The sequence below is a fragment of the Kitasatospora sp. NPDC056273 genome, from assembly GCF_042268845.1.
In the GTDB taxonomy this organism is placed as follows: Bacteria; Actinomycetota; Actinomycetes; order Streptomycetales; family Streptomycetaceae; genus Kitasatospora.
Genome location: NZ_JBHJSJ010000014.1, coordinates 154,650 through 179,148 on the forward strand (window position 1 = coordinate 154,650; position 24,499 = coordinate 179,148).

25 protein-coding genes are annotated in these 24,499 nt (G+C 74.4%); 10 read left to right on the forward strand and 15 right to left on the reverse strand.

What is annotated here, in order from left to right; translation table 11 throughout:
• The first annotated feature begins 92 nt into the window (after positions 1–92).
• Positions 93–593: an NUDIX domain-containing protein gene (locus ACFCY1_RS15645; protein ID WP_375874888.1), complete on the forward strand. Its 501-nt coding sequence runs from the start codon at positions 93–95 to the stop codon at positions 591–593.
• 7 nt (positions 594–600) lie between these two features.
• On the opposite strand, the gene ACFCY1_RS15650 is transcribed toward ACFCY1_RS15645, so the two are convergent.
• The 3 genes from ACFCY1_RS15650 to ACFCY1_RS15660 form a co-directional block, all read right to left on the reverse strand.
• On the reverse strand, positions 601–1,257 hold the full coding sequence (locus tag ACFCY1_RS15650; protein WP_375874889.1) for a vitamin K epoxide reductase family protein: 657 nt from the start codon (positions 1,255–1,257) through the stop codon (positions 601–603).
• Positions 1,258–1,363: 106 nt separating this feature from the next.
• Positions 1,364–2,167: a thioredoxin domain-containing protein gene (locus ACFCY1_RS15655; protein WP_049659252.1), complete on the reverse strand. Its 804-nt coding sequence runs from the start codon at positions 2,165–2,167 to the stop codon at positions 1,364–1,366.
• A 153-nt stretch (positions 2,168–2,320) separates the two neighbouring features.
• Entirely contained in the window at positions 2,321–2,995 is a 675-nt protein-coding gene (locus tag ACFCY1_RS15660; RefSeq protein WP_074005178.1) for a hypothetical protein, read from the reverse strand.
• Positions 2,996–3,162: 167 nt separating this feature from the next.
• On the opposite strand from ACFCY1_RS15660, the gene ACFCY1_RS15665 reads away from it, so the two are divergent.
• Positions 3,163–4,041, forward strand: coding sequence for a CHAD domain-containing protein (locus ACFCY1_RS15665; protein ID WP_375874890.1), 879 nt, complete (start codon positions 3,163–3,165; stop codon positions 4,039–4,041).
• 115 nt (positions 4,042–4,156) lie between these two features.
• On the opposite strand, the gene ACFCY1_RS15670 is transcribed toward ACFCY1_RS15665, so the two are convergent.
• Positions 4,157–4,993, reverse strand: coding sequence for a uracil-DNA glycosylase (locus ACFCY1_RS15670; RefSeq protein WP_375874891.1), 837 nt, complete (start codon positions 4,991–4,993; stop codon positions 4,157–4,159).
• Positions 4,994–5,148: 155 nt separating this feature from the next.
• Between ACFCY1_RS15670 and ACFCY1_RS15675 the strand changes: the two genes are divergently transcribed.
• Positions 5,149–6,141 (forward strand): slipin family protein, encoded by a 993-nt coding sequence (locus ACFCY1_RS15675; protein WP_375874892.1) that lies wholly within the window; start codon positions 5,149–5,151, stop codon positions 6,139–6,141.
• A gap of 82 nt (positions 6,142–6,223) precedes the next feature.
• Positions 6,224–6,673, forward strand: coding sequence for a CBS domain-containing protein (locus ACFCY1_RS15680; protein WP_049657806.1), 450 nt, complete (start codon positions 6,224–6,226; stop codon positions 6,671–6,673).
• Positions 6,674–6,853: 180 nt separating this feature from the next.
• Here the strand turns inward: ACFCY1_RS15680 and ACFCY1_RS15685 are convergent, their stop codons facing one another.
• Positions 6,854–7,477, reverse strand: coding sequence for a TetR/AcrR family transcriptional regulator (locus ACFCY1_RS15685; protein ID WP_375874893.1), 624 nt, complete (start codon positions 7,475–7,477; stop codon positions 6,854–6,856).
• A 74-nt stretch (positions 7,478–7,551) separates the two neighbouring features.
• Between ACFCY1_RS15685 and ACFCY1_RS15690 the strand changes: the two genes are divergently transcribed.
• Both ACFCY1_RS15690 and ACFCY1_RS15695 read left to right on the forward strand, forming a co-directional pair.
• Positions 7,552–8,055, forward strand: coding sequence for a DUF1453 domain-containing protein (locus tag ACFCY1_RS15690; RefSeq protein ID WP_074005182.1), 504 nt, complete (start codon positions 7,552–7,554; stop codon positions 8,053–8,055).
• Between the two features lie 42 nt (positions 8,056–8,097).
• Entirely contained in the window at positions 8,098–8,610 is a 513-nt protein-coding gene (locus ACFCY1_RS15695) for a hypothetical protein (protein ID WP_375874894.1), read from the forward strand.
• Here ACFCY1_RS15695 and ACFCY1_RS15700 read toward each other — a convergent pair.
• The 3 genes from ACFCY1_RS15700 to ACFCY1_RS15710 all read right to left on the reverse strand — a co-directional run bounded on the left by ACFCY1_RS15700 (position 8,601) and on the right by ACFCY1_RS15710 (position 13,487).
• A complete protein-coding gene (locus ACFCY1_RS15700; RefSeq protein ID WP_375874895.1) occupies positions 8,601–11,492 on the reverse strand; it encodes an FAD-binding and (Fe-S)-binding domain-containing protein in 2,892 nt (963 codons plus the stop codon). The two genes, ACFCY1_RS15695 and ACFCY1_RS15700, sit on opposite strands and share 10 nt — an antisense overlap.
• 99 nt (positions 11,493–11,591) lie before the next feature.
• Positions 11,592–12,596, reverse strand: coding sequence for a glycosyltransferase family 2 protein (locus tag ACFCY1_RS15705; RefSeq protein WP_375874896.1), 1,005 nt, complete (start codon positions 12,594–12,596; stop codon positions 11,592–11,594).
• 240 nt (positions 12,597–12,836) lie between these two features.
• Positions 12,837–13,487 (reverse strand): transglycosylase SLT domain-containing protein, encoded by a 651-nt coding sequence (locus ACFCY1_RS15710; RefSeq protein WP_053112595.1) that lies wholly within the window; start codon positions 13,485–13,487, stop codon positions 12,837–12,839.
• A 730-nt stretch (positions 13,488–14,217) separates the two neighbouring features.
• Between ACFCY1_RS15710 and ACFCY1_RS15715 the strand changes: the two genes are divergently transcribed.
• Positions 14,218–15,006, forward strand: a complete 789-nt coding sequence (locus tag ACFCY1_RS15715; RefSeq protein WP_375874897.1) for a trypsin-like serine protease — start codon at positions 14,218–14,220, stop codon at positions 15,004–15,006.
• Between the two features lie 156 nt (positions 15,007–15,162).
• Here ACFCY1_RS15715 and ACFCY1_RS15720 read toward each other — a convergent pair whose 3' ends face one another.
• The 3 genes from ACFCY1_RS15720 to ACFCY1_RS15730 form a co-directional block, all read right to left on the reverse strand.
• Positions 15,163–16,389, reverse strand: a complete 1,227-nt coding sequence (locus tag ACFCY1_RS15720; protein WP_375874898.1) for a helix-turn-helix domain-containing protein — start codon at positions 16,387–16,389, stop codon at positions 15,163–15,165.
• A gap of 208 nt (positions 16,390–16,597) precedes the next feature.
• A complete protein-coding gene (locus tag ACFCY1_RS15725) occupies positions 16,598–18,043 on the reverse strand; it encodes an amino acid permease (RefSeq protein ID WP_049658990.1) in 1,446 nt (481 codons plus the stop codon).
• Positions 18,044–18,307: 264 nt separating this feature from the next.
• On the reverse strand, positions 18,308–18,562 hold the full coding sequence (locus ACFCY1_RS15730) for a hypothetical protein (RefSeq protein WP_049658988.1): 255 nt from the start codon (positions 18,560–18,562) through the stop codon (positions 18,308–18,310).
• A 146-nt stretch (positions 18,563–18,708) separates the two neighbouring features.
• Here ACFCY1_RS15730 and ACFCY1_RS15735 point away from each other — a divergent pair, with 146 nt between their 5' ends.
• Entirely contained in the window at positions 18,709–19,704 is a 996-nt protein-coding gene (locus tag ACFCY1_RS15735) for a Ku protein (RefSeq protein WP_074005189.1), read from the forward strand.
• 57 nt (positions 19,705–19,761) lie between these two features.
• Positions 19,762–20,067: a hypothetical protein gene (locus ACFCY1_RS15740; protein ID WP_049658984.1), complete on the forward strand. Its 306-nt coding sequence runs from the start codon at positions 19,762–19,764 to the stop codon at positions 20,065–20,067.
• A 48-nt stretch (positions 20,068–20,115) separates the two neighbouring features.
• Here the strand turns inward: ACFCY1_RS15740 and ACFCY1_RS15745 are convergent, their stop codons facing one another.
• Positions 20,116–21,504 (reverse strand): NADP-dependent succinic semialdehyde dehydrogenase, encoded by a 1,389-nt coding sequence (locus ACFCY1_RS15745; RefSeq protein ID WP_117486953.1) that lies wholly within the window; start codon positions 21,502–21,504, stop codon positions 20,116–20,118.
• 120 nt (positions 21,505–21,624) lie between these two features.
• Complete coding sequence (locus tag ACFCY1_RS15750) at positions 21,625–21,906, reverse strand: DUF6158 family protein (RefSeq protein WP_049659828.1); 282 nt, start codon at positions 21,904–21,906, stop codon at positions 21,625–21,627.
• Positions 21,907–22,046: 140 nt separating this feature from the next.
• Here ACFCY1_RS15750 and ACFCY1_RS15755 point away from each other — a divergent pair, with 140 nt between their 5' ends.
• Complete coding sequence (locus ACFCY1_RS15755) at positions 22,047–23,030, forward strand: adenosine deaminase (RefSeq protein ID WP_049659827.1); 984 nt, start codon at positions 22,047–22,049, stop codon at positions 23,028–23,030.
• Positions 23,031–23,075: 45 nt separating this feature from the next.
• Here the strand turns inward: ACFCY1_RS15755 and ACFCY1_RS15760 are convergent, their stop codons facing one another.
• The gene (locus ACFCY1_RS15760; RefSeq protein WP_375874899.1) at positions 23,076–23,696 is read right to left on the reverse strand and encodes a vitamin K epoxide reductase family protein; all 621 of its coding nucleotides are present in this window, start codon (positions 23,694–23,696) and stop codon (positions 23,076–23,078) included.
• The gene (locus ACFCY1_RS15765; protein WP_375874900.1) at positions 23,693–24,484 is read right to left on the reverse strand and encodes a DsbA family protein; all 792 of its coding nucleotides are present in this window, start codon (positions 24,482–24,484) and stop codon (positions 23,693–23,695) included. Before ACFCY1_RS15765 ends, ACFCY1_RS15760 begins: the two co-directional genes overlap by 4 nt.
• Between the last annotated feature and the right edge of the window lie 15 nt (positions 24,485–24,499).

The following is a 24,499-nucleotide window of genomic DNA, read 5'->3' on the forward strand; positions in this document are numbered from 1 at the left end:
CTCATTCGGGTGGATTCGGCGCGAACAGCCGTTTGGCGGGCGGGGATCGCGGCAGATTGTCCCCGACGGCGGCGGTCGGCGGAGGAGGCGCGATGACGGACACCTGGGCACTCTCGGAGGAGGAGTGGCTCGCCGGGATGGTGCGCGCCTACGTCGGGTGCAGCGTGCTGCTCACCGACGAGGCGGGCAAGGTCCTGCTGCTGAAGGCCAGTTACCGCGACCAGTGGCAGTTCCCCGGCGGCGGGATGGACCCGGGGGAGGGGCCAGCCGAGTGCGCCGCCCGCGAACTGTACGAGGAGACGGGGCTGTTGGCCGGGCCGCTGCGGCTGCTCGTCGTGGAGTGGCGCGACGCCATCCCCGACCAGGGCGAACACGCCCACCCCGCCGTGCAGTTCATGTTCGACGGCGGGACGGTCGCGGCCGGGTCGGTGGTCCGGGCGCAGGTCGAGGAGATCGCCGACCACGGGTACTTCACCCCGGCCCAGGCGGCCGTCCTGCTGCAGCCCGGTGCGGCGCGCCGGCTCACCGGGGCCCTGGAGGCCCGGCGGACGGGCGCCGCCACGCTGCTGCACTCGGACGGGTACGTGGGGTGACGGACGGTCAGAGGAGCGTGCTCCAGTAGTACCAGAACCGGTTGAGGACCAGCAGCGCGATCACCGCCGCCCACAGCACCGGCAGCGCCCAGTGGTAGCGCGCCGCCTCCCGGACGACCACGCCCAGCCGCGGGCCCACCGGGATCACGCCCGAGCGCAGGTTGTGCAGCGTGGTGTACCAGAACAGCGCCACCACCGTCGCCCACACCACCATGCAGTACGGGCAGAGCGCGCCGATGTCGTACAGCGCCTGGTAGATCAGCCAGTGCGCGAACCCCACGCCCACCGCGGTGCCCGCGTTCAGCCCCAGCCAGAACCAGCGCCGGTACGCCGCACCGGCGAGCAGCCCCGCACCGATCGCCGCCAGCGCGCCGAAGGCGGCCAGCCCGAGCAGCGGGTTCGGGAAGCCGAAGACCTCCGCCTGCTCGGTGCGCATCACCGAACCGCAGCTGATCACCGGGTTGATGTTGCAGTTGGGGACGTAGGAGGGGTTCTCCAGGATGCGGAGCTTGTCGAAGGTCAGGACCGCCGAGGCGGCCAGCCCGACCAGACCGCCGAGGAACAGCAGGAAGGCGTAGGCCCGGCTCGCGCCGATCGGGGCCCGGGCCCGGGCGGCGTCGTCGGGAGCGGAGCGGGACGGGGGCACGGTGGTAGCAGCGGACATGGCAGCACACTCCGGTGGCTGGCTGGGAGGAGCCGGCCCGGCCGGGAGTTCGGCCGGGCCGGGTGGTGCCGTACGGTGCGGTGGTGCGCGGGGGTGGGGGCGCGGCCTACTGGAGGCCGGCGGCCTGCTTCACCTGCGCGGTGAACTGCTCCGGCGGGACCACGGCGTTCCCGGCGAACAGGGTGATCTGCTTGCCGTCCACCTTGACGGTCGGAGTGCCGGTCACGCCGCTGTCGTTGAACGCGTCGGCGACCTTGGCCGCCCACGGGGCGTAGGTCTTGTCGGTCACCGCCTTCACGAAGGCGTCCGTCTTCAGCCCGGGCACCTGGCCGGCCAGGTCCAGGATGTGGTTGACGTCGCCGAAGCCGTCCTCGCGCTCGTCCGGCTGGTTGGCGTACAGCACGTCGTGGAACGCCTTGAACTGGTCCACGCCCTCGTTCAGCGCGGCGCCGACGGCGGCCAGCGCGGTGCGCGAGCCCTTGCCGCCGAGGCTCTTGTCCAGGAAGGCCGCCAGGTGGAACTCCACCTTGATCTGGCCGTCCTCGGTGAGCTTCTTGACGGTCTCGCCGTTCGCCGCCTCGAAGTGCTTGCAGACCGGGCAGCGGAAGTCCTCGTAGACCGCCATGGTGTGCGGGGCGTCGGCCTTGCCGTAGGTGATCACCGTGCCGTTCGGGCCGGAGGCGTTGGCCGGGGTGACCAGCGGCGCCGACGCGGCGGCGGAGGACTTGTCGTTCTTGTCCGAGGCCGAGTTGACCGCCACGGCGACACCGCCCGCGAGGGCCAGCACGACGACGGCGGAGACCGTCACGACGATCCGCTGACGGCGCTTGGCGGCCTGCTGCTCGCGGCGCTGCGCCTCCTGGATCCGCTCGCGGGCACTGATGCGCTTCTTGTTCTTGTCCTGGGACACGGGGGAGTCAACTCCTGTACGCGGCGCGCGGGTGCGCGCGGGAAGCCGCAGCTGCTGCGGCGGGGTCGGTGAACGCGGGAGTCGTGCGCACTGCCTGCGGGCGTACCGGGCCCGTTTCGGGCGGGTACGGGGATGATCAGATGAGGCCGGAGATCAGCAGGCAGGCGCGAAGGCGGGCGGGCCGCGCCGGGGCGCCGGGCTCAGCACCACGTCCTCGCGGCGCGGTCGCGGGCGGTCCGACACCGGCAGCGGCACCCGCAGCACCGGACGGACCGGGGCCGGGAGCAGCAGGACGACCAGGGCGCGCAGCGGGCCGGCCAGCGACTCGCTCAGCGCGCGCAGTGCCCGGGCCAGGCCGGACAGGGCGGCGTCGCCCATCCGCAGCCAGGCGGAGGCCGCCAGCGCGATCACCAGGTGCACCAGCAGGAGCAGCAGCTGGGTCGCGGCGGGCGCCAACTGGGCGGTGTGCCCCAGCGGGCCGCTCAGCAGCGAGCCGTCCACCGAACCGCCGCCACAGACCAGCAGGTTCACCCCGCGTGCGGGCACCTGACCGGCCAGCACCGGCGAACAGCCGGCCTGGCCCAGGTTGAACGTGGTGTTGAGCAGCAGCTCGACCGGCACCATCACGCCGGAGATGTGCAGCAACCGCCGCTCCCCGCCGGCCAGCACGGTCGCGACCAGGAAGACGACGGCACCGGCCGTGGCCACCAGCGACAGCGGCAGCGGACGGCCCGTGATGACCACCTGGCCCAACGCGGCCATCGGCACGGCGAGCGCGGTGAACACCGCGGCCCGCAGGGCCCTGGTCGCATGGGAGGAGGTCGTCACGCTCCGGAGTATGCCATGGCCTCCGCGTCCGGCACGAGGGCCCGTAGGTCCCTGGTCCGGCTGACGCGCGCTCAGTAGCCTGCGAGGTCGCCCGTCGGGTCGACAGCAGCCGTGGCCGGATTAGCCTGGAAGGCGTTCCCGCTGACCCGACGAGGGGGCGAGCGCGCATGGCGAAACCCGAGACCACGGTGGGACAGGTGCTGCTGGCCCGCATCGAGGCGCAGGCCGTGGTGCTGGCCGGCCTGGACGAGGCCGTCCGGGCCGACGAACCGGACGCCGTGCACCGGATGCGGGTCGCCTGCCGGCGGCTGCGCAGCGCCCTGCGGACCTTCCGGCGGCTGTTCGCCCCCGGCACCACCGACGAGCTGGTCGCCGAGCTGCGCTGGCTCGCCGCCGCGCTCGGCGGGGCGCGGGACCGCGAGGTGCTGGCCGAACGGCTCGCCGCCGAGGCCCGCGAGCTGCCCGCCGAATGCGGGCCGCAGCGGGTCGCCGCCGCGCTGGAGCGGTGGGGCGAGGCCGAGTACCGGCAGATCTGGCCGGAGGTCGTCGCCGCCCTCGACAGCCCCCGCCGCCGGGCCCTCGACGAGGCCCTCGCCACCCTCCTCGCCGACCCGCCGCTGCTCCCGCGCGCCGCCCGCGGCGCCGTCCCGGAGCTCTCCCGGATCGCCGCCCGCGAACAGGACCGCACCGCCGAACGCGTCCGCGCCGCCCTCGCCGCCGCCCCCGGGGAACGGGACCTCGCCCTCCACGCGGCCCGCAAGGCGGCCAAGCGCGCCCGGTACGCAGGCGAGACCGCCGCCCCGGCCGTCGGCGCCCGGGCCGAGCGCTACGCCCAGCGGATGAAGGCCGTCCAGGAGGTGCTGGGTGAGCACCAGGACGCGGTGGTCGCCGCGAGCACCCTCGCCGCCCACGCGGCGAGCGGCGGCGAGCCCTTCGGCTACGGCGTCCTCTACGGCCGCCAGCTGGCCGCGGAGGAGGCCGCCCGGCGCCGGCTGCCGGAGGTCTGGCGGCCGGCGGGCAGGCGGAAGCTGGCCCGCTTCGGGTAGCGGCGGCCTGGCCGCCGAGCGACCGGGCCTCGTCCGTCGCGGGCGTCACGCTGCCGGTGGACGGCGGGATCACGGCCACCCACCGGTTCGACCGACCGGCCCGCTCCGCCGCGCCCTACCGGGGGTCGAGCCCCGCCGAGCGGGCGGCTTCGCGCAGCAGGTCCCGGAGCATCGCGGTGGTCAGCCGGCCGGTGTTCGTGTTGCGCGGGCTCACGTGGTAGCAGCCGTACATCCGCAGGTCCGGTCCGCCGTCGCGGGCCGGGAAGGCGGCCACGGCGGCGTGGCCGAAGGCGGGGCGGGGGCGGGGGAGCCGCCAGCCGGCGTCCGCGATCACCGGCAGCATCGCCTGCCAGGCGAAGCCGCCGAGGGCGACGACGGTGCGCACGGTGGGGCGCATCAGCTCCAGCTCCCGGGTGATCCAGGGGCGGCAGGTGTCGCGTTCCGCGGTGCTGGGCTTGTTGTCCGGCGGGGCGCAGCGGACCGGGTCGGTGATCCGGACGCCGGACAGTTCCAGGCCGTCGCCGTAGCGGACGGACTCGGGGCGGTTGGCGAGCCCGAGCTCGTACAGGGCGGCGTAGAGCAGGTCGCCGGAGGGGTCGCCGGTGAAGATCCGGCCGGTGCGGTTGGCGCCGTGGGCGGCGGGGGCCAGGCCGACCAGGACCAGCGGGGCGTCCGGCGGGCCGAAGCCGGGGATCGGGCGGGCCCAGTAGTCCTGGTCCTGGTAGGCGCGGCGCTTGGTGCGGGCGGTCTCCTCGCGCCACGCGACCAGGCGCGGGCAGGCCCGGCAGCCGGTGACGACGCGGTCCAGCGCGGCGAGTCCGGCGGCCCGGGCGGCCGCCTCGGTGGGGTGCCGGGGGTGCTCGGGGTCGTCGGCGGCCTGGTCGGAGGCCGGATCGGACGCCAGGTGGGAGGGCTCGTCGGCGGGGGAGGAGGGTGCGGCCTCGGTCGGCATGGTCAAGATCCTAGGGGGAGCGGGACGTTCATACCGGCGTCGTCCGGGCAGGCGTAGCGTGGAATCAGTTGCTCCGGCGGTCCCCGGCCGGTCCGGGTCGGCGGCGGCCGGAGACGCCGGTGTGCGCGCAGTGCGCCGGTCGCGAGGAGGCCGCGATGATCGTCGATGCGGTGCTGGGTGCGCTCGGGGGGCTGGCCGGGCTCGGGGTGATCTGTGCGGGCCTGAGCATCAGGGTCGTCCAGCAGTTCCAGAAGGGCGTGGTGTTCCGCTTCGGGAAGGTGCGCGACGAGGTGCGCGAGCCCGGGCTGGTCGCGCTGATGCCGGTCGCGGACCGGCTGCGCAGGGTCAACGTGCAGATCGTGACGATGCCGATCCCGGCGCAGGAGGGCATCACCCGCGACAACGTGACCGTACGGGTGGACGCGGTGGTCTACTACCGGGTGGTGGACCCGGTGAAGGCCACCGTCAACGTGCAGGACTACAACTTCGCGATCTCCCAGGTCGCGCAGACCTCGCTGCGCTCGATCATCGGCAAGAGCGAGCTGGACGACCTGCTGGCCAACCGGGAACCGATCAACCAGGGGCTGGAGTTGATGATCGACAGCCCGGCGCTGGGCTGGGGCATCGAGATCGACCGGGTGGAGATCAAGGACGTCGCGCTGCCGGAGTCGATGAAGCGCTCGATCGCGCGGCAGGCGGAGGCCGAGCGGGAGCGGCGGGCCCGGATCATCACGGCGGACGGCGAGTACCAGGCCTCGCAGCGGCTGTCGGACGCCGCGGCCGTGATGAGCGCGACTCCGGCCGCGCTGCAACTGCGGCTGTTGCAGACCGTGGTGGAAGTGGCGGCGGAGAAGAACTCGACGCTGGTGCTGCCCTTCCCGGTGGAGCTGCTGCGCTTCCTGGACAGTGCCACGGAGGTCCAGCAGCGGAACCTGCTGACGGCGGCGGCGGTCGCGGCCGGGGCGAAGGCCGTGGAGGAGGCGGTGGAGAGCGGCGAGATCCCGGAGGAGGGGCTGGAGCCGGAGCCGCCCAGGCATGAACTCCCGCCCCTGGAAGAGGTGTTGGAGCAGTCGCCGCTGGACCGTCCGGAGTCGCCGGACGGCCGGTTCGGGCGCGGCGGCCCCGCCGGGCCGGACGGAGCGGAGTGAGCGGGTCGGCCCCGGTGGCGTCGGCCATCCGCCCGGACCACGATGGACGAGGGGAACGGGAAGCCAGGTCAGGAGGCGGACCATGACCAGAGCCAGCGACATCATGCACCCGGGCGCGGAGTGCATCCGTGAGCACGAGACGCTCGCGGCCGCCGCCCGGATCATGCGGGAACGCCATGTGGGCGCCCTGCCGATCTGCGGACCGGGCGACAAGCTGCTGGGGATCGTGACCGACCGCGACATCGTGCTGCGCTGCGTCGCCGAGGACCGCGACCCGGCGTCGGTGACGGCGGGCGAGCTGGCGCAGGGGCGGCCGATGACGGTGGAGGCGGACGAGGACTGCGAGCAGGTGCTGCGGGTGATGGAGCAGTACCAGGTGCGCCGGCTGCCGGTGATCAACCACCCGGAGCACAAGCTGGTCGGCATGATCAGCGAGGCGGACATCGCGCGCGGCCTGCCGCAGGCGCGGGTCGCCGAGTTCGTCTCGGCGGTCTGTGCGGAGGAGGCGCCCGCGGGGGCGGCCCAGGGCTGACACCCCCGCCGCGCGTACGCGGGTTGCGGCCCCCGCCGACGGACGGGCGGGGGCCGCAGTCGTGCCGGTCCGGTCATCCCAGGGCGTAGACGGAGGTGGCGTGGGCGGCGGGGGCCCGGTGCCGTCGATGCTCTCCGTGCCCTCGGCGACCTCGGCGTTCTCGGGGGTGTTGGCGCGGTCTCAGGAGGCGGGGGCGGCCAGGGTGTCGAGGTGGCGGCGCAGCACCGCGCGCAGCTCGTCCGGGCCGACCAGGTCGGGGTGCTGGACGGCCTGGAGGGTGAGGCCGTCCAGCAGGGCGGAGAGCCGGCGGGTCTCGAGGTCGAGGTCGAGGCCGGGGGCCAGGCCGCCGGCGCGTCGGGACTCGGCGAGGACGCGTCGGACCAGGTCGTCGAGTCCGGTCTGCATCTCGACGGCGCGGGGCCGCAGGTCGGGCCGGGTGCGGGCGGCGGTGACGAAGGAGAGCCAGAGCGCGGACTCCTCCCGGCGCCCGGCGTCCAGCGGGAGGATCTCGGCGAGCAGCCGGACGGTCCGTTCGCGCCGGTCGGTGCCGGCGGCGGCCGGGTCGAGCAGGGCGGCGGCGTGGGCGCGGATGCGGGCCTCGATCCGCCGGGCCAGCTCGCGCATCGCGAAGATCATCAGCTCGGAGCCGCCGGCGAAGTAGTGCCGCACTGAGCCGACGGCCAGTCCGGCCTCCTCGGCGACGTTGCGCAGGGAGGCGTGCTCCAGTCCCTCCCGGGCCGCGACGCGCAGGACGGCGTCGGCGACGGCCTGGCGGCGTTCGGCGGGGTCGACGATCTTCGGCATGTTGCCGTTATAGCACGAGCGAGCTAAATTGCTGATTTAGCACGGTCGAGCTATAAAAATTCGGGGAGGCAGGAATGAACGGCTGGGTGCACGCGGGGCTGATCGCCGTCGTGGTCGTGGTGGTGGTGATCCGGCGGCTGCGCGGCGAACCGCTCAACGCCCGGGACCTCTTCGCGCCGCCGGTGGTGCTCACCGCCCTCGGCGTGTGGGCGCTCGCCCAGAAGCACGGGCTCGGCGCGGCCGACTACGGCTGGATCGCGGCGGGCGCCGGGCTCGGCGTCGCGCTGGGGGCGGTGCGCGGCGCCACCATCCGGGTCTACGAGCGGGAGGGCGTGCTGTGGCAGCGCTACACCGGGCGGACCTTCCTGGTCGCGGCGGTGTCGCTGGCCCTGATGGCCGGTTTCGCCGCGCTCGCCGCGCACTTCGGCCTGGCCGCGGACGCCCGTCCGATCCAGCTGTCGATCGGGGTGGGCTTCCTGGGGGAGGCGCTGGTGGTGGGCTTCCGGGCGCTCTCCTCGGGCACGCCGTTCGCGCCGGAGAAGCGGGGCGCGAGCCCGCTGGACCGGTTCGGCCGGTAACTATGGTTGTCGTGGACGAGTTCGTTAACTATGGTTGTCACCATGACGACCGTGGAGATCACTCCGGAGGAGCGGGCCGCGCTGGCCAAGGCCCTCCTCGACGCGCTCGACCCCCTCGCCGCCGCCGTGCGCGCCCGCGCGACGGGCCTGCCCGCGGAACGGATGTGGAACGCCGAGCCGGTCGAGGTCGCGCTCTCCGTCCTGTCCGCCTGGAAGCTGGTGGACGCCGAGGTCAAGCTGCTCGCCGCGGGCGCGGCCGCCACCGCGGGTTCCTACGGCGCCAGTTACGAGCAGCTCGGTGCCGCCTGGGGCATCACCCGGCAGGGCGCCCGGAAGAAGTGGCCGGAGGCCGTCAGCCGTCCGGCGGCGCGGCCCGGGCTGCTCGAACTGTTTGGCGGAACAGCCGAGTTGGCGGAGGACGAGACCTCTGGAGGCTGGCGCTGGACGGCCACCGGCGCGGACGGCGCCACCGGTGGGGCGGCGGCCGGCCACCGGACCAGGGAGGAGGCCGCGGCCCACGCCGGGGCCTTCCTCGCGGCGCACCGTCAGGACTGATCCCGCAGCTCCCGGGCGATCAGCTCCGCGAGGTGCAGGGCCCGCCGCCCGTCCGCGAGTTGGGCGATCTGGGTGCGGCAGCTGAAGCCGTCCGCCAGGACCACCGCCTGGGGCCCGGCGGCCCGGAGCCCGGGCAGCAGCACCCGCTCCGCGATGGCCTCGGACACCTCGAAGTGGCCCCGCTCGAAGCCGAAGTTGCCCGCCAGGCCGCAGCAACCGGCCTCCAGCACCCGGTTGTTCAGGCCGAGCCGGGCCTCCAGCCGGCGGTCGGCGGCGCTGCCGAGCACCGCGTGCTGGTGGCAGTGGGTCTGGGTGACGGCGTCCAGCGGGATCCGGGGGAGCGGGGCGTCCGGGGCGAACTCGTCGAGGAACTCGGCGAAGGTGCGGGTGCGGTCGGCGAGCGGTCGGCCCTCCGCGCCGAGCAGCCGGGGCAGTTCCTCGCGCAGGGTCGCGGTGCAGCTGGGGTCCAGGCCGATCACGGGGGTGTCGGCCTGGACCCCAGCTCCGTCCAGTGCCCGCAGGCTGCGCCGCAGCACCCTTCGTGCGGTGCCGAGTTGGCCGGTGGAGTACCAGGTGAGGCCGCAGCAGACCGGGCCCGGGGGCAGCCGGACGTCGAAGCCCAGGTGCTCCAGCACCTCGACGGCCGAGCGCAGCACGCTCGGCTGGAGGCGGTCGGAGAAGGTGTCCGGCCACAGCAGCACCGGCTGGGCGCCCGCCGGGGCCGGGTGGGTGGCGCGGTGCCGCCGGTACCACGCGGTGAAGGTCTCCGGCGGGAGGACCGGCAGCACCCGGCGCCGGTCGATCCCGCCGAGCCGCTTGAGCAGCCCCCCGGCCCGGGAGCGGGCGAGGGTGTTGGCGGCCCCGGGTGCGAGCGCGGCGGCCCGCAGCCAGAGCGGCAGCCAGCCCATCGAGTAGTGCGCGAGCGGGCGCGGCCGGCGCCGGTAGTGCTGGTACAGGAACTCGGACTTGTAGGTCGCCATGTCGACGTGGACGGGGCAGTCGCTCGCGCAGCCCTTGCAGCTCAGGCAGAGGTCCAGCGCCTCCCGCACCTCCTCCGAGCGCCAGCCGTCCGGGATCGCGTCCCCCCGCAGCATCTCGGCGAGCAGCCGGGCCCGCCCCCGGGTGGAGTGCCGCTCCTCGCCGGTGGCCAGGTAGCTCGGGCACATCACCCCGCTGCCCGGGGCCACGCACTTGGCGACGCCCACGCAGCGGTGCACCGCCTTCACCAGGCTGCCGCCGTCCTGCTCGTACGGGAGGGCCAGCGGCAGCGTGCGGCGCGGGGCCGTGACGAAGCGCAGGTCGGCGTCGAGCGGGCGCGGGTCGACCAGCGCGCCCGGGTTGAGCAGGTTCTCCGGGTCCCAGATCCGCTTGAACTCCCCGAACAGGCCGATGATTTCGGGCGGGTACATGCGCGGCAGCAGCTCCGAGCGGGCCTGGCCGTCGCCGTGCTCGCCGGAGAGCGAACCGCCGTACGAGACCGCCAGATCGGCCGCCTGCTCCAGGAACTCCCGGAAGACCAGCACCCCTTGGGGCTCGTCCAGCGGGAAGTCGATCCGCAGGTGCACGCAGCCGTCGCCGAAGTGCCCGTACGGGACGCCGTGCAGGCTGTGCCGGCGCAGCAGGGCGCGCAGGGCCCGCAGGTAGTCGCCGAGCCGCTCGGGCGGGACGGCGGAGTCCTCCCAGCCGGGCCAGGCCTCGCCGCCGCCGGGCAGCCGGGTGACGATCCCCGCGCCCGCCTCCCGGACGGCCCACAGCTGGCGCTGCTCGACCGGGTCGGTGACCAGGGCGACAGCGGCCGAGCGCTCGCGCTTGACCGCGTCGGCGAGCCGGCGGGCGGCCTGGTAGGCGGCCCGCGGGGTGTCGCCGCCGGTCTCCAGGAACAGCCAGCACTCGCCGGCGGGCAGCCGGTCCAGCGCGGGCGGGCGGGGCCCGGCGGCGAGCAGCGCGGCGATCAGGTCGGCCGCCATGCCCTCGGCGGTCAGCGGACCGTACGGCAGCAGCGCCGGGACGGCGTCGGCGGCGGCGCCCTCGTCGGGGTAGCCGGCCACCACCAGGGCCCGGGCCGGCGGGTCCTCGACCAGGCGGACGGTGGCGCCGAGCAGCAGCGCGCAGGTGCCCTCGGTGCCGGCGAGCGCCCGGGCCAGGTCGTGGCCCTGCTCGGGCAGCAGCGCGTCCAGCGGGTAGCCGGAGGTGCGGCGGGGCAGCCGCGGCATGCCCTGCCGGATGGCGGCGAGGTTGCGGTCGGTGAACTCCTGCAGCCCGGTGTGGAGTTGGCCGACCCGGCCGGGCAGCGCGGCGAGCGCGGCGCGCTCCGCGGGGGTGAGCCGCCCGCCGACGGTCAGCTCGGTGCCGTCCGCGAGCAGCAGCTCCAGCCGCTCGACGTTGTCGGCGGTGCGCCCCCAGGCGAGCGAGTGGGAGCCGCAGGAGTCGTTGCCGATCATGCCGCCGAGGGTGCACCGGCTGTGTGTGGACGGGTCGGGGCCGAAGCGCAGCCCGTACGGCCTGGCGGCACGCTGGAGGTCGTCCAGCACGGTGCCGGGCTGGACGCGCGCGGTGCGGGCCCCCGGGTCGACCTCCAGCACCGCGCCGAGGTGGCGGCGGAAGTCCAGCACCACCGCGCCCGGGCCGATCGCCTGCCCGCCGATGCTCGTCCCGGCCCCGCGCGCCACCACCGGCACCCGGTGGGCGCGGCAGAGCGCCAGCGCGGTGCGCACGTCGTCGAGGTCGGCCGGCTTGACCACGCCGAGCGGCAACTGCCGGTAGTTGGAGGCGTCCTGGCTGTAGACGGTGCGCTCGGCGGCGCCGAAGCGGACCTCGCCGCGCAGCACGGCGGCCAGCTCACGGGCCAACTCGGCCCCGGGGACGGCGGACGGACGGCTCACCAGGACCTCCCAGGAGTACGGCTCCGCCGATGATCGCAGCCGTACCGCCGTACCGGTACCGGGCGCGGCGCCCGGCTCACCCGGGTGGGGGTGCCCCGGCTACTTCCGCCCGGTGAGCGTGCCGCGCGCGATGTGGGAGAGCTTGGCCACCTCGAAGGCCGGGTACGCGCCGCCCGCCAGCAGCGAGAACTTGATCCCCTCGCGGCCGCCCGGCCGGCGGTGGCCGGGCGGCTGGAAGCGGCGGTGGTGCTCGGCGGCGCGGTGGAAGAACTGCGGCCGCTCGGCGCGGGTGACGCAGCCGGCCAGGTCGAAGACGAACAGGTAGTGCCGGATCATCCGGACGAACAGCGCCTCGCGCACCGCGTACAGGTGCGGCTGGTCCTCCAGCAGGGCGAAGCTGCGCTCGTACTGCTCGAACAGGTCGAAGACGCTGCTGCCCGGGCCGCCCGCCGGATGGACGGTCTCCCGGCGGCGGAGCTGGACGCACTCGCGGGCCAGCACGGCGGCCGTCCGGGCGCCGAGCAGCGCCGCGTGCGCCACCGGGACCTCCTCGTAGCGGCCGGGCGGGAAGGCCAGGCCCAGCTCGGCCCAGTGGCCGCGGCGGACCAGCCGGTCCCAGGCCAGCGGCGGCGCGCCGAACAGCGCGGGCCGGTCGAAGGGGGCGAACGGCTCGGGGCCGGCCTCGGCGAGCAGCGCCTCGGCGCCGCCCGGCCAGTCCCGGTCCTGGTGCCGGCGGGAGTGGCCGAACAGCAGCACGTCCACCGGGCCGGTCTGCCGGAGCCGGTCGGCGAGCGTGCGCAGCGCGTCCCGGGGCAGCAGGTGGTCGGCGTCCAGGAACAGCAGGTACTCGCCGGTGGCCCGCGCCGCGCCCGCGTTCCGGCTCGCCCCGACCCCGACCGCGGCGTTCAGGTGCAGCACCGACACCTGCGGGTGCCGGGCGGCGTACGCGTCGGCGAGCCCGCCCGCGGTCTCGGGGGAGCGGTCGGCGACCACGATCACCTCGACGTCGGCCAGGGACTGGGCGAGCAGCGAGTCCAGGCAGTCGGCGAGCTGTTCGTGCCGGTCGTAGGCGGGGAGCACGACGCTGATCAGGGGTGAGGGCATGACGCCGGAGCGTAAGAGGGCTCGCGAACCGTGGCAAAGCCCTGACGGTCCGTAATTCCGATCAATCAGTGGCAAACCGTACGAGTGTGCGCCAGATCTTCACGCCGCCTTCCGGACGTGTCCACGCCCGGCCCGGGCTCCGCCCCGGGTCCCGGCCCGGCTTCCGACCTGGGGTGATGCGCGCCGGGGCCCGCGACGCGCGGTGCGTCGCGGGCCCTCGGCGGCCGATCGGGGGTCGGCCTAGTACCAGTGGTGGGACTGCCAGAACGACCAGGCGGCGCAGGGGCTGCCGTAGCGGGTGTTCATGTAGTTCAGGCCCCACTTGATCTGGGTGGCCGGGTTGGTGCGCCAGTCGGCGCCCGCGGAGGCCATCTTGGAGCCGGGCAGGGCCTGGACCAGGCCGTAGGCGCCGGAGGAGGCGTTCACCGCGAGGGGGTTCCAGCTGCTCTCGCGGAACACGATGTTGCTGAAGCACTGGAGCTGGCCGGCCGGGACGATCTGCGCGGCGATCTGCTGCGGGGTGCCGGAGTAGGCGGCCGGGGCGCTGTTCAGGTCCTGGCGCTCCTGGGAGCGGGAGGCGGCGGCCTCGGCGTCGGCCTTGGCCTTGGCGTCCGCCTGGGCCTGTGCCTCGGCCTGGGCCTGGGCGGCGGCGTCCGCCTCGGCCTTGGCCTGGGCCTCCTGGGCGGCCTGCTCGGCGGCGCCGGCGGCAGCGGTGTCGGCCTGGCCCTGCTCGGCGACCAGCGTGCCGTCCACCGACACGGCGGCCACGGGGGCGGCCTCGGTGCCGTTCCCGGCCTGCGGGATGGCGAGGGCCGCGGTGGCGGCGCTCGCGACCACGAGGGTGGCGACGCCGGTGATCAGGGAGTTGCGGCGGGCATGGCTGAGCTGCATGGGGCGGACGATCCTTCTCCGTCGGGGGCCGTGCCGGTGGCACCGGGGGCGGGGCATCGCGTGGGCTCCGGGTGAGCGGGACCCGTGCGGCCGCCCTGGACGGCCGTGGCGCCCCGACGGAAACGGCGGGGCGGGCGGGCTGCGCGGCGGCGGGGGGTGGTCGGCTGCGCTGTCTGGCGACGGGCCATTCTTGGCAGGGCCGGGGACGGGTGGCAAAGGCGTTCGCTACTACGCAGGGTCGTGGCTGAGGGGTGGCCGGAGCGGGGCCCGGCGGCTTATTTGGGCAGATTTGTCCGAATCCTCCATCCGGAGGTGGCAGCCCGGGGGTGGTGAAGGATCCCACCGCCGGCAGGTGCGGTGGCCTGTGTTCTTCAGGCGGATCACGGTCGCGGGCGGCCCGGTCGGGGCGGCTCGACGGCGCCGGGGGCGGTGCTACGGGGAGCGCGTCCACTATCGGGGATCGTGGATGGCGATCCCGCTGTGGGCGGGCTCACACGCCGACGGGGGCGGCGTCGACGCGGAGTGAGCGACCGGTGACGGCTCCGGGGGGTCGCGCACGGGATTCCCCGGAGCGGGCCGTGAGGTTCGGTGCGTGATCGTCCCGGGCCCTCCGCAGCCGGAACCCCTCATTGCCGTGTTCCTGCCAGATCCGACCGGCAAGGGCGGACCCCTCCTATCGCGCCGCCCGCCGGGCCACTCTCGGTCTTCCCCCACCTGCAAGGAGGATCTGATGAAGCGTCAACTCGGCAGGTTCGTCTGCCTGCTGGCCGGCCTGGTGCTCGGCGCCGGAGCGCTCGTGCTGCCCGCCGCCGCCTCACCCGAGCCGTCGCCGAGCGTGGTCGGCGGCACGCGGGCGGCGCAGGGCGAGTTCCCGTTCGTGGTGCGGCTCTCGATGGGCTGCGGCGGCGCGCTCTACACCTCGCAGATCGTGCTCACCGCCGCCCACTGCGTCGACGGCACCGGCGCCGACAGCAGCATCACCGCCACCGCGGGGGCGGTCGACCTGAACAGCGGCAGCGCGGTCAAGGTCCGCTCCTCGTACGTGTACCAGTCGCCCGCCTTCACCGGCGCCGAGAACGGCGACGACTGGGCGCTGATCAAGCTGGCCTCGCCGGTGAGCGGCGGCCAGGTCAGCACCCTGCCGATCGCCACCTCCACCGCCTACGACAGCGGCACCTTCGCCATCATGGGGTGGGGCGCCGCGCGCGAGGGCGGCGGCCAGCAGCGGTACCTGCTCAAGGCGAGCGTGCCGTTCGTCGACGACGCCACCTGCGCCCGCGCCTACCCGGGGCTGAACGCGGCCGGCTCGCTCTGCGCGGGCTACGTCTCCCAGGGCGGCGTCGACACCTGCCAGGGTGACTCCGGCGGCCCGATGGTCCGGCAGGACGCGGCGGGCCGCTGGGTCCAGGTCGGCATCGTCAGCTGGGGCAACGGCTGCGCCCGCGCGGGCTACCCGGGCGTCTACACCCAGGTGAGCACCTACGCGGCCGACATCGCCGCGGCGGCGGCCGGCCTCTGATCCGACCCGGCGGGTCCCCGGGCTGACCCGGAAGGTCACTGGTCCGACCCGGTAGGGCCGGTCGAAGCGGTACGGCAGGGCCGGTCACCACACCCGCAGGTGGTGGCCGGTCCTGCCGTTCCGTGACGGACCGGGGACGGCCGTGCCCGGGGAGCCTCACCCGCGCAGCCACTCCTCGGCCCGCCGTCGCTCCCGGGCGATGCGACCGGCGGTGTGCGGGGGCAGCCGGGTGAGCAGGGCGACGGCGGCGTCGGTGCGGCCGGCGAGGGCGTGGGCGCCGGCGAGGCGGGCGGTGACCAGGGCGTGGTCGCGCGGGCGGGCGGCCGGGTCGAGGAGCCGCAGGGCGGCCTCCAGCCAGGCCGCCGCGGTGCGGGCGTGGCCGGCGCGGCCGGTGCGGACGGCGAGGTCCCGGTGGCAGGTGCCGTGCGCGACGGCCAGGACCAGGTCGGCGCGGTCCGCCCAGGGCGTCGGTTCGCCGGTGCGCAGCGCGGTGTCGGTCAGCCGCCGGGCCTCCGCCAGGGTCCGGCGCACCAGCGGGGCCCGGCCGGCCAGCGCGTGGGCGTGGGCCTGGGCGACGGCGGTCCAGGCCCGCAGCCCCGGCAGGGGAGGCGCGGTGGTCCGGGCGGCCTCGGCCAGGGCGAGCGCGGTGGCCGGGTCGCCGTGCCACCAGTACAGGGTGCTCTGCCGGGCGAGCAGCGCGGCCGCGGTGATCCGGTCGCCGGTCGCGCGTGCCCACTCCAGTCCGGTGGCGTACCAGCTGAGCGCGCGGGCGTGGCGGTCGCCCTCGAAGTGGGCCCAGCCGGCGAGTTCGGCGTACTGGGCGGCGAGCGAGCGGTCGGCGGCGGGGTGGTCGCGGGGGTCGGGGTACTGGTGCGGGTCGGGGTGCGGCCGGCCGAGCAGGGTGTGGGCGTGGTGCTCCAGGACGGTGGCCAGTTCCTCGCCGCCGATCCGGCCCGCGGCGGCGCGGTAGACGGCGAGCAGCTGGGCGAGCACTTCGACGGTGGCGGCGTCCGGCGGGCCGGTGGCGGTGGTGTCGAGCGGTGGCCGGGTGGCGGCGGCGCGTTCGCCGAGGTGTTCGCGCTCCTGCTGGACGGCCTGCCAGAGGTCCGCCAACTCGCCGTCGGCGCGCAGGAGTTCGTCGGCCCGGGCGGGCATTCCGGGCGGTGGCCAGCGGTGGGCGTTCTCCACCCGGCTGATCAGCGAGTCGTGGTAGCCGAGCAGCCGGCCGAACTCGGCCTGGCTGAGGCCGCGGGCCTCGCGCCAGTGGCGCAGTCGGCGGCCGAAGCGCAGGCGCGCGGACCCGGGCCCCGTACGGGGCGGAGGCGGCTGAGGCGGCTGAGGTGGTGGCGGCTGGGGTGGCGTGGGGGCGGGTAGGGACGGCACGGGGTCTCCCGGAGGGGGCGGGGGGAGCGCTCGTGGGGGAGCGCCCGGCCCTGGTATCCCCGTTGACGTGCCTTGGTCAAACTGGACGGGCGGTGCCGTGCCGGGCGGCGTGGCATCCGGCGGCGCGGTGCGCCGGGCAGAACGGCGCCGGGCCCGGGAACCTCCGCATCGGCTCCCGGGCCCGGCGTTCCCGCGCGGGGCGGACGGGTCAGGAGCCCGCCGCCGCCACCGCGGCCCGCCGCCGTCGGCCCACCACGGCCGAGGCCGCCAGCACGATGGCTGCGGCGACCAGCGACAGGTACATCTGCTTGCGTCCGTCGGCGTCGGTGAACATGTACGCCATGACGAACCCGATCATGCCCATGGCCGTCCAGGTCAGGTACGGGTACAGCCACATCCGGACGGTGTGCCGCTCGGGCATCTCGCGCTCGATGATCCTGCGCATCCGCAGCTGGGTCGCGCAGATCACCAGCCAGACGAAGAGCGCGACGGCGCCGGAGGAGTTGAGCAGGAAGGCGAACACGGTGTCCGGCGAGGTGTAGTTGAAGAACACCGCGACGAAGCCGAAGACCACCGAGGAGAGGATCGCCACCCGCGGCACGCCGCGCGAGGTCACCGTGGCGAAGGCCTTGGGCGCGTCCCCGCGCTGGCCCAGCGAGAACGCCATCCGGGAGGCCGTGTACATCCCGGAGTTGAGGCAGGACAGCACCGCCGTCAGCACGATCACGTCCATCACCTGGCCGGCGCCCGGGATGCCGATGTGGTCCAGCACCGCCACGTACGGGCTCGCCTTGACGTCGGCGGAGTCCCAGGGCAGCAGGGTGACCACCAGCAGGATCGAGCCCAGGTAGAAGATCCCGATCCGCCAGATCACGCTGTTGGTGGCCTTGGAGACGGCCTTCTCCGGATTCTCCGACTCGCCGGCGGCCAGGGTCACGATCTCGCTGCCCATGAAGGCGAAGACCACCGTGAGCATGCCGGTGAACACCGCCCCCACCCCGTGCGGCAGGAAGCCGCCGTGGCCGGTGAGGTTGCTGGCGCCGACCGCGTGGGTGCCCGGCAGCAGGCCGAAGGCGGCGAGGGTGCCGATCACCAGGAACGCGGCGATCGCGACCACCTTGATCCCGGCGAACCAGAACTCGAACTCGCCGTAGGAGGCCACCGAGAAGAGGTTGGTGGCGGTCAGCACCGCCATGACTATCAGGGCCCAGCCCCACTGGGGGACGCCCGGCACCCAGTTGTTGAGGATCTTCGCGCCGGCCGTCGCCTCGACCGCGAGCACCACCACCCAGAAGAACCAGTACAGCCAGCCGATGCTGAACCCGGCCCAGCGGCCGAGCGCCCGGTCCGCGTACGCCGAGAACGAGCCGCTCTGCGGGTCGGCCGCGGCCATCTCGCCGAGCATCCGCATCACCAGGACGACCAGCACGCCGGCCATGGCGTAGGAGAGCAGGATGCCCGGGCCGGTGGTCGCGATGCCCGCGCCGGAGCCGACGAACAGGCCGGCGCCGATCACGCCGCCGATGGCGATCATCGACAGGTGGCGGTTCTTGAGTCCGGCCTTCAGGTGGCCGTCGCCGCCGTGGCCGATCGGCCCGGTCTGGTGGGGGAGCTTGGTGGCCGTGGCCGGGGGCTTGGTGGTGTCCGCACTCATCTGGGTGCCCTGTGCCTTTCCCGCGCGGCGTGTCCCTCGGCTCGTCGCGCCGAGGGTGGGGGACTGACCCGCGCATTGCGTCGCAACCTAACTTCTACGCCCGAGTATCGGAACAATCCTTTGGTAACTGTTCGCTCAACGGACGGAAAAGGCCTGGTCGGGGTGGGTGGAAAGGTGGCATGGAAACCTCAAATCTGACGCATCGTCAGCATTCGGAAAGGTCGCCAAGCTCTGTTGGGGCTCAAATCGCCCGCGGGTGGCCGGTCAGATCGGCCGCACGTCGAGGACGGTGATCGACGCCTCGTCCGCCGGCCGCCCGGTGAGCCGGGCGGCGAGGATCCGGGGGATGTCGTCCTCCTGCGAGTATCCGGGCAGCACCGTGACTTCCGCGCGCCGTGCGCCGGGCTCGCCCCGCACCGCGTACGTCACCAGGTAGCCGTACCGCTCCGGCGGCGGCGCCTGGTCGCGTTCCCGCTGGTCCCGCCGGCCCCGCTGGTGCCCCCGGCTCCGGATGCCCATCCGCGTCGACCTCCTCGGCCCATTGTCGACGCGCTGTGGACGATCGGGGCAAACCAGAGCACAGTGGGACTCTCGGGACATGCCGTAGGAGCATCCCGAGCGTTCTCGGTGCCGGCCGGCTCCCGGCGCCGGTCAGGAGCGACCCCATGCAGACCACCTGGAAGGGGACGATCAGCTTCGGGCTGGTCAGCATCCCCGTCCACCTGTACTCCGCGACCCAGGAGCACGACGTCCCGCTGCACCAGGTGCACGCCAAGGACGGCGGACGGGTGCGGATGAAGCGGTACTGCGAGCGGGAGGAGAAGGAGGTCCCGTACGCGGAGATCGCCAAGGGGTACGAGTCCCCCGACGGGCGGACCGTCACGCTCTCCGACGAGGACCTCGCCGACCTGCCGCTGCCCAGCAAGAAGATCATCGACGTGCTGGCCTTCGTGGACGAGGGCGAGATCGACCCGCTGATGTTCTCCAAGGCCTACTACGTGGGCGTCGCCGACAAGGCCGCCGCCAAGCCGTACGCGCTGCTGCGCGACGCGCTCACCGACTCCGGGCAGATCGCCGTCACCAAGATCGCGCTGCGCACCCGGGAGTCGCCCGCGGTGCTGCGGGTGCACGACAACACCCTGGTGCTGCAGACCTGCATCTGGCCCGACGAGGTCCGCCCGGCGGCCGGCATCGCGCCCGAGGGCGACGTCGCCGTCCGGCCGCAGGAGCTCAAGATGGCGCGGTCGCTGATGGACACCCTCTCCGAGGACTTCGACCTGTCCCAGCTGCACGACGACTACCAGCAGGCGCTGCAGCAGGTGATCACCGCGCGGCTGGAGGGCGTCGAGGTCCCGCACGAGGAGGAGCCGGGCGAGGCGCCGGACAACGTGATCGACCTGATGGAGGCGCTGCGCAGCAGCCTCAAGCAGGCCAGGGGCGGGCGGGGCGGCGGGGCCGGGGAGGCCGCCCCGGAGGAGGCGGAGCCCGCGCCGCGCAAGCGCGCCCCGGTGAAGCGGAGCGCCTCGAAGGCAGCAGCCTCCGGGAAGGCCCCCTCCGAGACGGCCGCCTCCGAGAAGTCCGCCGGGAAGACCTCCGCGAGGAGCCCGGCGGCGAAGAAGACCACCACCCGGAAGCCCTCGGCTCCCCGCAAGGCCTCCTGACCCCACCGGGGCCAGGCACCCCTCCCGTCCAGCCGTCCAGCACTGGAGGCGATCCCGATGGACCTGCTGACCTACAAGGAACTCGACGCCGAACTCGACGCCCGGGCCGAGGCCGACCCCGCGACCCGCAGGGCCCGGGGCTTCGGGCACCGCGTCTGGCACTGGCTGCTCAGCCTCAGCCCCACCGTGGTGACGTTCATGATCGCGCTCTCGATCGGCCTCTGCATGGTCGCGGTCCAGGTGAGCCTGCTGCCCGTGCTGGTGCCGATGGCGGTCTTCTGGGGCCTGACGCTCATCGCGATGGGCGGCGTGGTCGCCCGCTGGATGACCCCGGGGCCGGGCCGGCACCGGATGGCGTCCTGACCCGGTCGGGACGGGCGCGGGGCCGGACGGGCGCGGGCCCGGGAGGACTCAGCCGATCCACACCGTGGTGATGTTGCAGAACTCCCGGATCCCGTGCCCGGACAGCTCCCGCCCGAACCCGGAGCGCTTGACGCCGCCGAACGGCAGCGCCGGGTGCGAGGCCGTCATCCCGTTGAAGAACACCCCGCCGGCCTGGATGTCCCGGACGAAGCGCTCCCGCTCGGCCTCGTCGGTGGTCCAGACGTTGGCGCTCAGCCCGAACGGGGTGTCGTTGGCGACCGCCACCGCCTCGTCCAGGTCGGCCACCCGGTAGACGGTGGCGACCGGGCCGAAGGTCTCCTCCAGGTGGATCCGCATCGCCGGGGTGATGCCCGTCAGCACCGTCGGCTCGTAGAACCAGCCGGTGTCCCAGCCCTCCGGGCGCCCGCCGCCGCACTCCACCCGGGCGCCGTGCACCCGGGCGTCCTCGACCAGCTCCTCCAGGTCGTCCCGGCCCTGGCGGCTGGCCAGCGGGCCGACGTCGGTGGACTCGTCCATCGGGTCGCCGACCTTCAGCGCGCCCATCGCCGCGGTGAAGGCGGCGGTGAAGCGGTCGTACACGTCGGTGTGCACGATGAAGCGCTTGGCGGCGATGCAGGACTGGCCGTTGTTCTGCACCCGGGCCCGGACGGCGGTGCGCACCGCCGCGTCCAGGTCGGCGCTCGGCAGCACGACGAACGGGTCGCTGCCGCCCAGCTCCAGGACGGCCTTCTTCACCTCGTCCGCCGCGGTGGCCGCGACCGCCCGCCCGGCCGGCTCGCTGCCGGTGAGGGTGACGGCGACGACCCGGCGGTCCCGGATCACGCCCTCCACCGCGCCCGAGCCGATCAACAGGGTCTGGAAGCAGCCCTCCGGGAACCCGGCCCGCTGGAACAGCTCCTCGATCGCCAGCGCGGTGCGCGGCACGTTCGACGCGTGCTTGAGCAGGCCGACGTTGCCCGCCATCAGGGCCGGCGCGGCGAACCGGAGGACCTGCCAGAGTGGAAAGTTCCATGGCATGACGGCAAGAACCGGACCGAGCGGACGGTAGCGGACGAAGGCCCGGGAGGCACCGGAGTCGGCGACGTCGGCTGGGGCCGGGTGCTCGTCGGCGAGCAGCTCCTCGGCGTGGTCCGCGTACCAGCGCATCGCCTTCCCGCACTTGGCGACCTCGGCGCGGGAGGCGGCCAGCGGCTTGCCCATCTCCTCGGTCATGGTGCGGGCGACCGCCTCCAGCTCCCGGTCCAGCAGGTCGGCGGCGCGGCGCATCAGTTCGGCGCGGGCGGCGAACGGGGTGCCGCGGTAGCTGTGGAAGGCGGCCTCGGCGCGGGCCAGCCGCCGTTCGATGCCGGCCGCGTCGAGCGGCTCGAAGGTCTGGACGGTCTCGCCGGTCGCGGGGTTGACGCTGGCGATGGGCATGCGGGGCTCCCAGGTGGGGTCACGGTCCGGTGCGTCTGCCCTCACACCCTCCCCGACCGCCCGCCTCCGGGCACGCCACCGCGCGCCCGGCGTGTCCCGGCGGGCGCGCGGCCCGCCGCGTCACTCCGGCAGCGACTCCACCCGGGCCGCCGCCTCCCGGGCGCGGGCCCCGGCCCTGGTCCGCGCGGCGGTGACCTGCCGGCTCGGGAAGCGGTGCAGGTACTCGGCCTCCAGCTCCCCGGTGCGCAGCGTGTGCCGCTTCAGCGCCTCCTCCGAGCCGTACAGGAACGTCTCGTGCCGCGTGCGGTGCAGCTGCTCCAGCTCGTGCAGGAGCGTGTCGTTGCCCAGGGCGTGCGCGGAGATGCCCGCGGGCCGGATGTGCGGGTCTTCGGCGTGCCGCATCTCGGTGCCTCCTCGGCGGAAGTCCCCTCCTCCAGGGTGCCCGCCGACCGCCGCCGCTGCACCCGGTCCGTCGGCGCGGATCATAGGATGAATCCTTCCGTACACGTTCAGGACCACCCCGCTAGCGCTCGGACACCCACATGCCGCTTCCCAAGGCCGAACTCCACCTGCACATCGAAGGCACCCTGGAGCCCGAACTCGCCTTCGAGCTCGCCGCCCGCAACGGTGTCGAGCTGCCGTACGCCGACACCGAGGCGCTGCGCGAGGCGTACTCCTTCAGCGACCTCCAGTCCTTCCTGGACCTCTACTACGCGCTGATGGCCGTGCTGCGGACCGAGGACGACTTCGCCGACCTCGCCGACGCCTACCTGGCCCGGGCCGCCGAGCAGGGCGTCCGCCACGCGGAGATCTTCTTCGACCCGCAGGCGCACACCGCGCGCGGGGTGCCGCTGGGCGTGGTGGTGGACGGGCTGACCCGAGCGCTGGAGCGCGCCGAGGAGCGGTACGGCATCAGCACGCAGCTGATCATGTGCTTCCTGCGGGACGAGTCCGCCGAGTCCGCGCTGGAGACCTTCGAGGCCGCCCGCCCGTACTTCGGCCGGATCGCCGGCATCGGCCTGGACTCCGCCGAGGTCGGCCACCCGCCGGTCAAGTTCCGCGAGGTGTACCGCCGGGCCGCCGAGGCCGGGCTGCGCCGGGTCGCCCACGCGGGCGAGGAGGGCCCGGCCGCGTACATCACCGAGGCGCTGGACGTCCTCGGCGTGGAGCGGATCGACCACGGGCTGCGCTGCCTGGAGGACGGCGAGCTGGTCGCCCGCCTGGTGCGCGAGCAGGTCCCGCTGACCCTCTGCCCGCTCTCCAACGTGCGGCTGCGCTGCATCGACACCCTCGCCGACCACCCGCTGCGCGAGATGCTGGACGCCGGCCTGCTGGTCACCGTCAACTCCGACGACCCGGCGTACTTCGGCGGCTACGTGGAGGACAACTTCCGCGCCGTGCGCGAGGCCCTCGCCCTCGACCAGGAGACCCTGCGCCGGCTGGCCGCCAACTCCTTCCGCGCCTCCTTCATCAGCGAGGAGCGCCGCGCCGAACTCCTCGCCGAGGTCGCCGCGTACGCCTTCTGACCTGCCGGACCGCCGCCCCCGCGCGGGCGGGGGCGGCGGACGGGGTCAGAGCAGGGTGCTCCAGTAGTACCAGAACCGGTTGAGCACCAGCAGCGCGATCACCGCGTACCACAGCGCCGGGACGACCCAGTGGTAGCGGGCCGCCTCCCGGACGGCCACCCGCAGCCGCGGGCCCACCGGGATCACGCCCGAGCGCAGGTTGTGCAGCGTGGTGTACCAGAACAGCGGGATCACCGCGGCCCACACCACCATGCAGTACGGGCACAGCGCGCCGATCCGGTACAGCGCCTGGTACATCAGCCAGGTCACGAAGCCGACCCCGAACACCGTCCCGGCCTGCAGACCGAGCCAGAACCAGCGCCGGAACGCCGCCCCGGACAGCAGCCCGGCACCCACCGCGATCACCACCCCGAAGGCGACCAGCCCGATCAGCGAGTTGGGGAAGCCGAAGGCCTCCGCCTGGTCGCTGCGCATGATCGAACCGCAGCTGATGATCGGGTTGATGTTGCAGCTGGGGACGTAGGACGGGTCCTCCAGCAGCCGGATCTTGTCCAGGGTGAGGACCGTCGAGGCGAACAGGCCGACGGCGCCGCCGATCAGCAGCAGCCAGGCGAACGGGCGGCTCGCGCCGTACCCGGGCCGCCCGGCGGGGGCGCCGGCCGTCACCCGGTCACCTGCTTGACCATCGCGGTGAACTGCTCGGGGGAGACGGCCTTGCCGTTGTTCAGGACGTCCAGCTTCTTGCCGTCCAGCTTGACGGTCGGGGTGCCGGTGACGTCGCTCTTGTTGAACTCCTCGTTCACCTTGGCCGCCCACGGCGCGTACGTGCCGTCCTGGACGGCCTTGACGAAGGCGTCGGTCTTCAGCCCGGGCACCTGGTCGGCCAGGTCCAGGATGTGGTTGACGTCGCCGAAGGCGTCGCTGCGCTCGTCCGGCTGGTTGGCGTACAGCACGTCGTGGAACGCCTTGAACTTGTCCACGCCCTCGTTCAGCGCGGCGCCGGCCGCGGCCAGCGCGGTGCGCGAGCCCTTGCCGCCCAGGTTGTTGTCCAGGAACGTCGCCAGGTGGTACTCGACCTTGTACGTGCCGTCGTCGGCGAGCTGCTGGATCGCCTTGCCGGTGGTGGTCTCCAGCTGCTCGCAGAACGGGCAGCGGAAGTCCTCGTAGACGTCCAGGGTGTGCGGGGCGTCGGCCTTGCCGTAGGTGATCACGGTGCCGTTGGTGCCGCTCGCGTTGGCCGGCACGACCAGCGGGCCGTTCGCGGCGTTCGAACCGGAGCCGGAGGAACCGCCGACGGCGAAGGCCACGCCCGCCACCAGGGCGAGCACGGCGGCGGAGGCACCGCCGACCACCACCCGGCGGCGGATCCGGTCGGAGCGCTCGGCCTGGGCGCGGGCGACGCGCATGCGGTCGGTGGCGGAGGCCTTCTTGTCGGTCTTGCGGGTGTTGCTCATGGGGTGTCGTCCTGT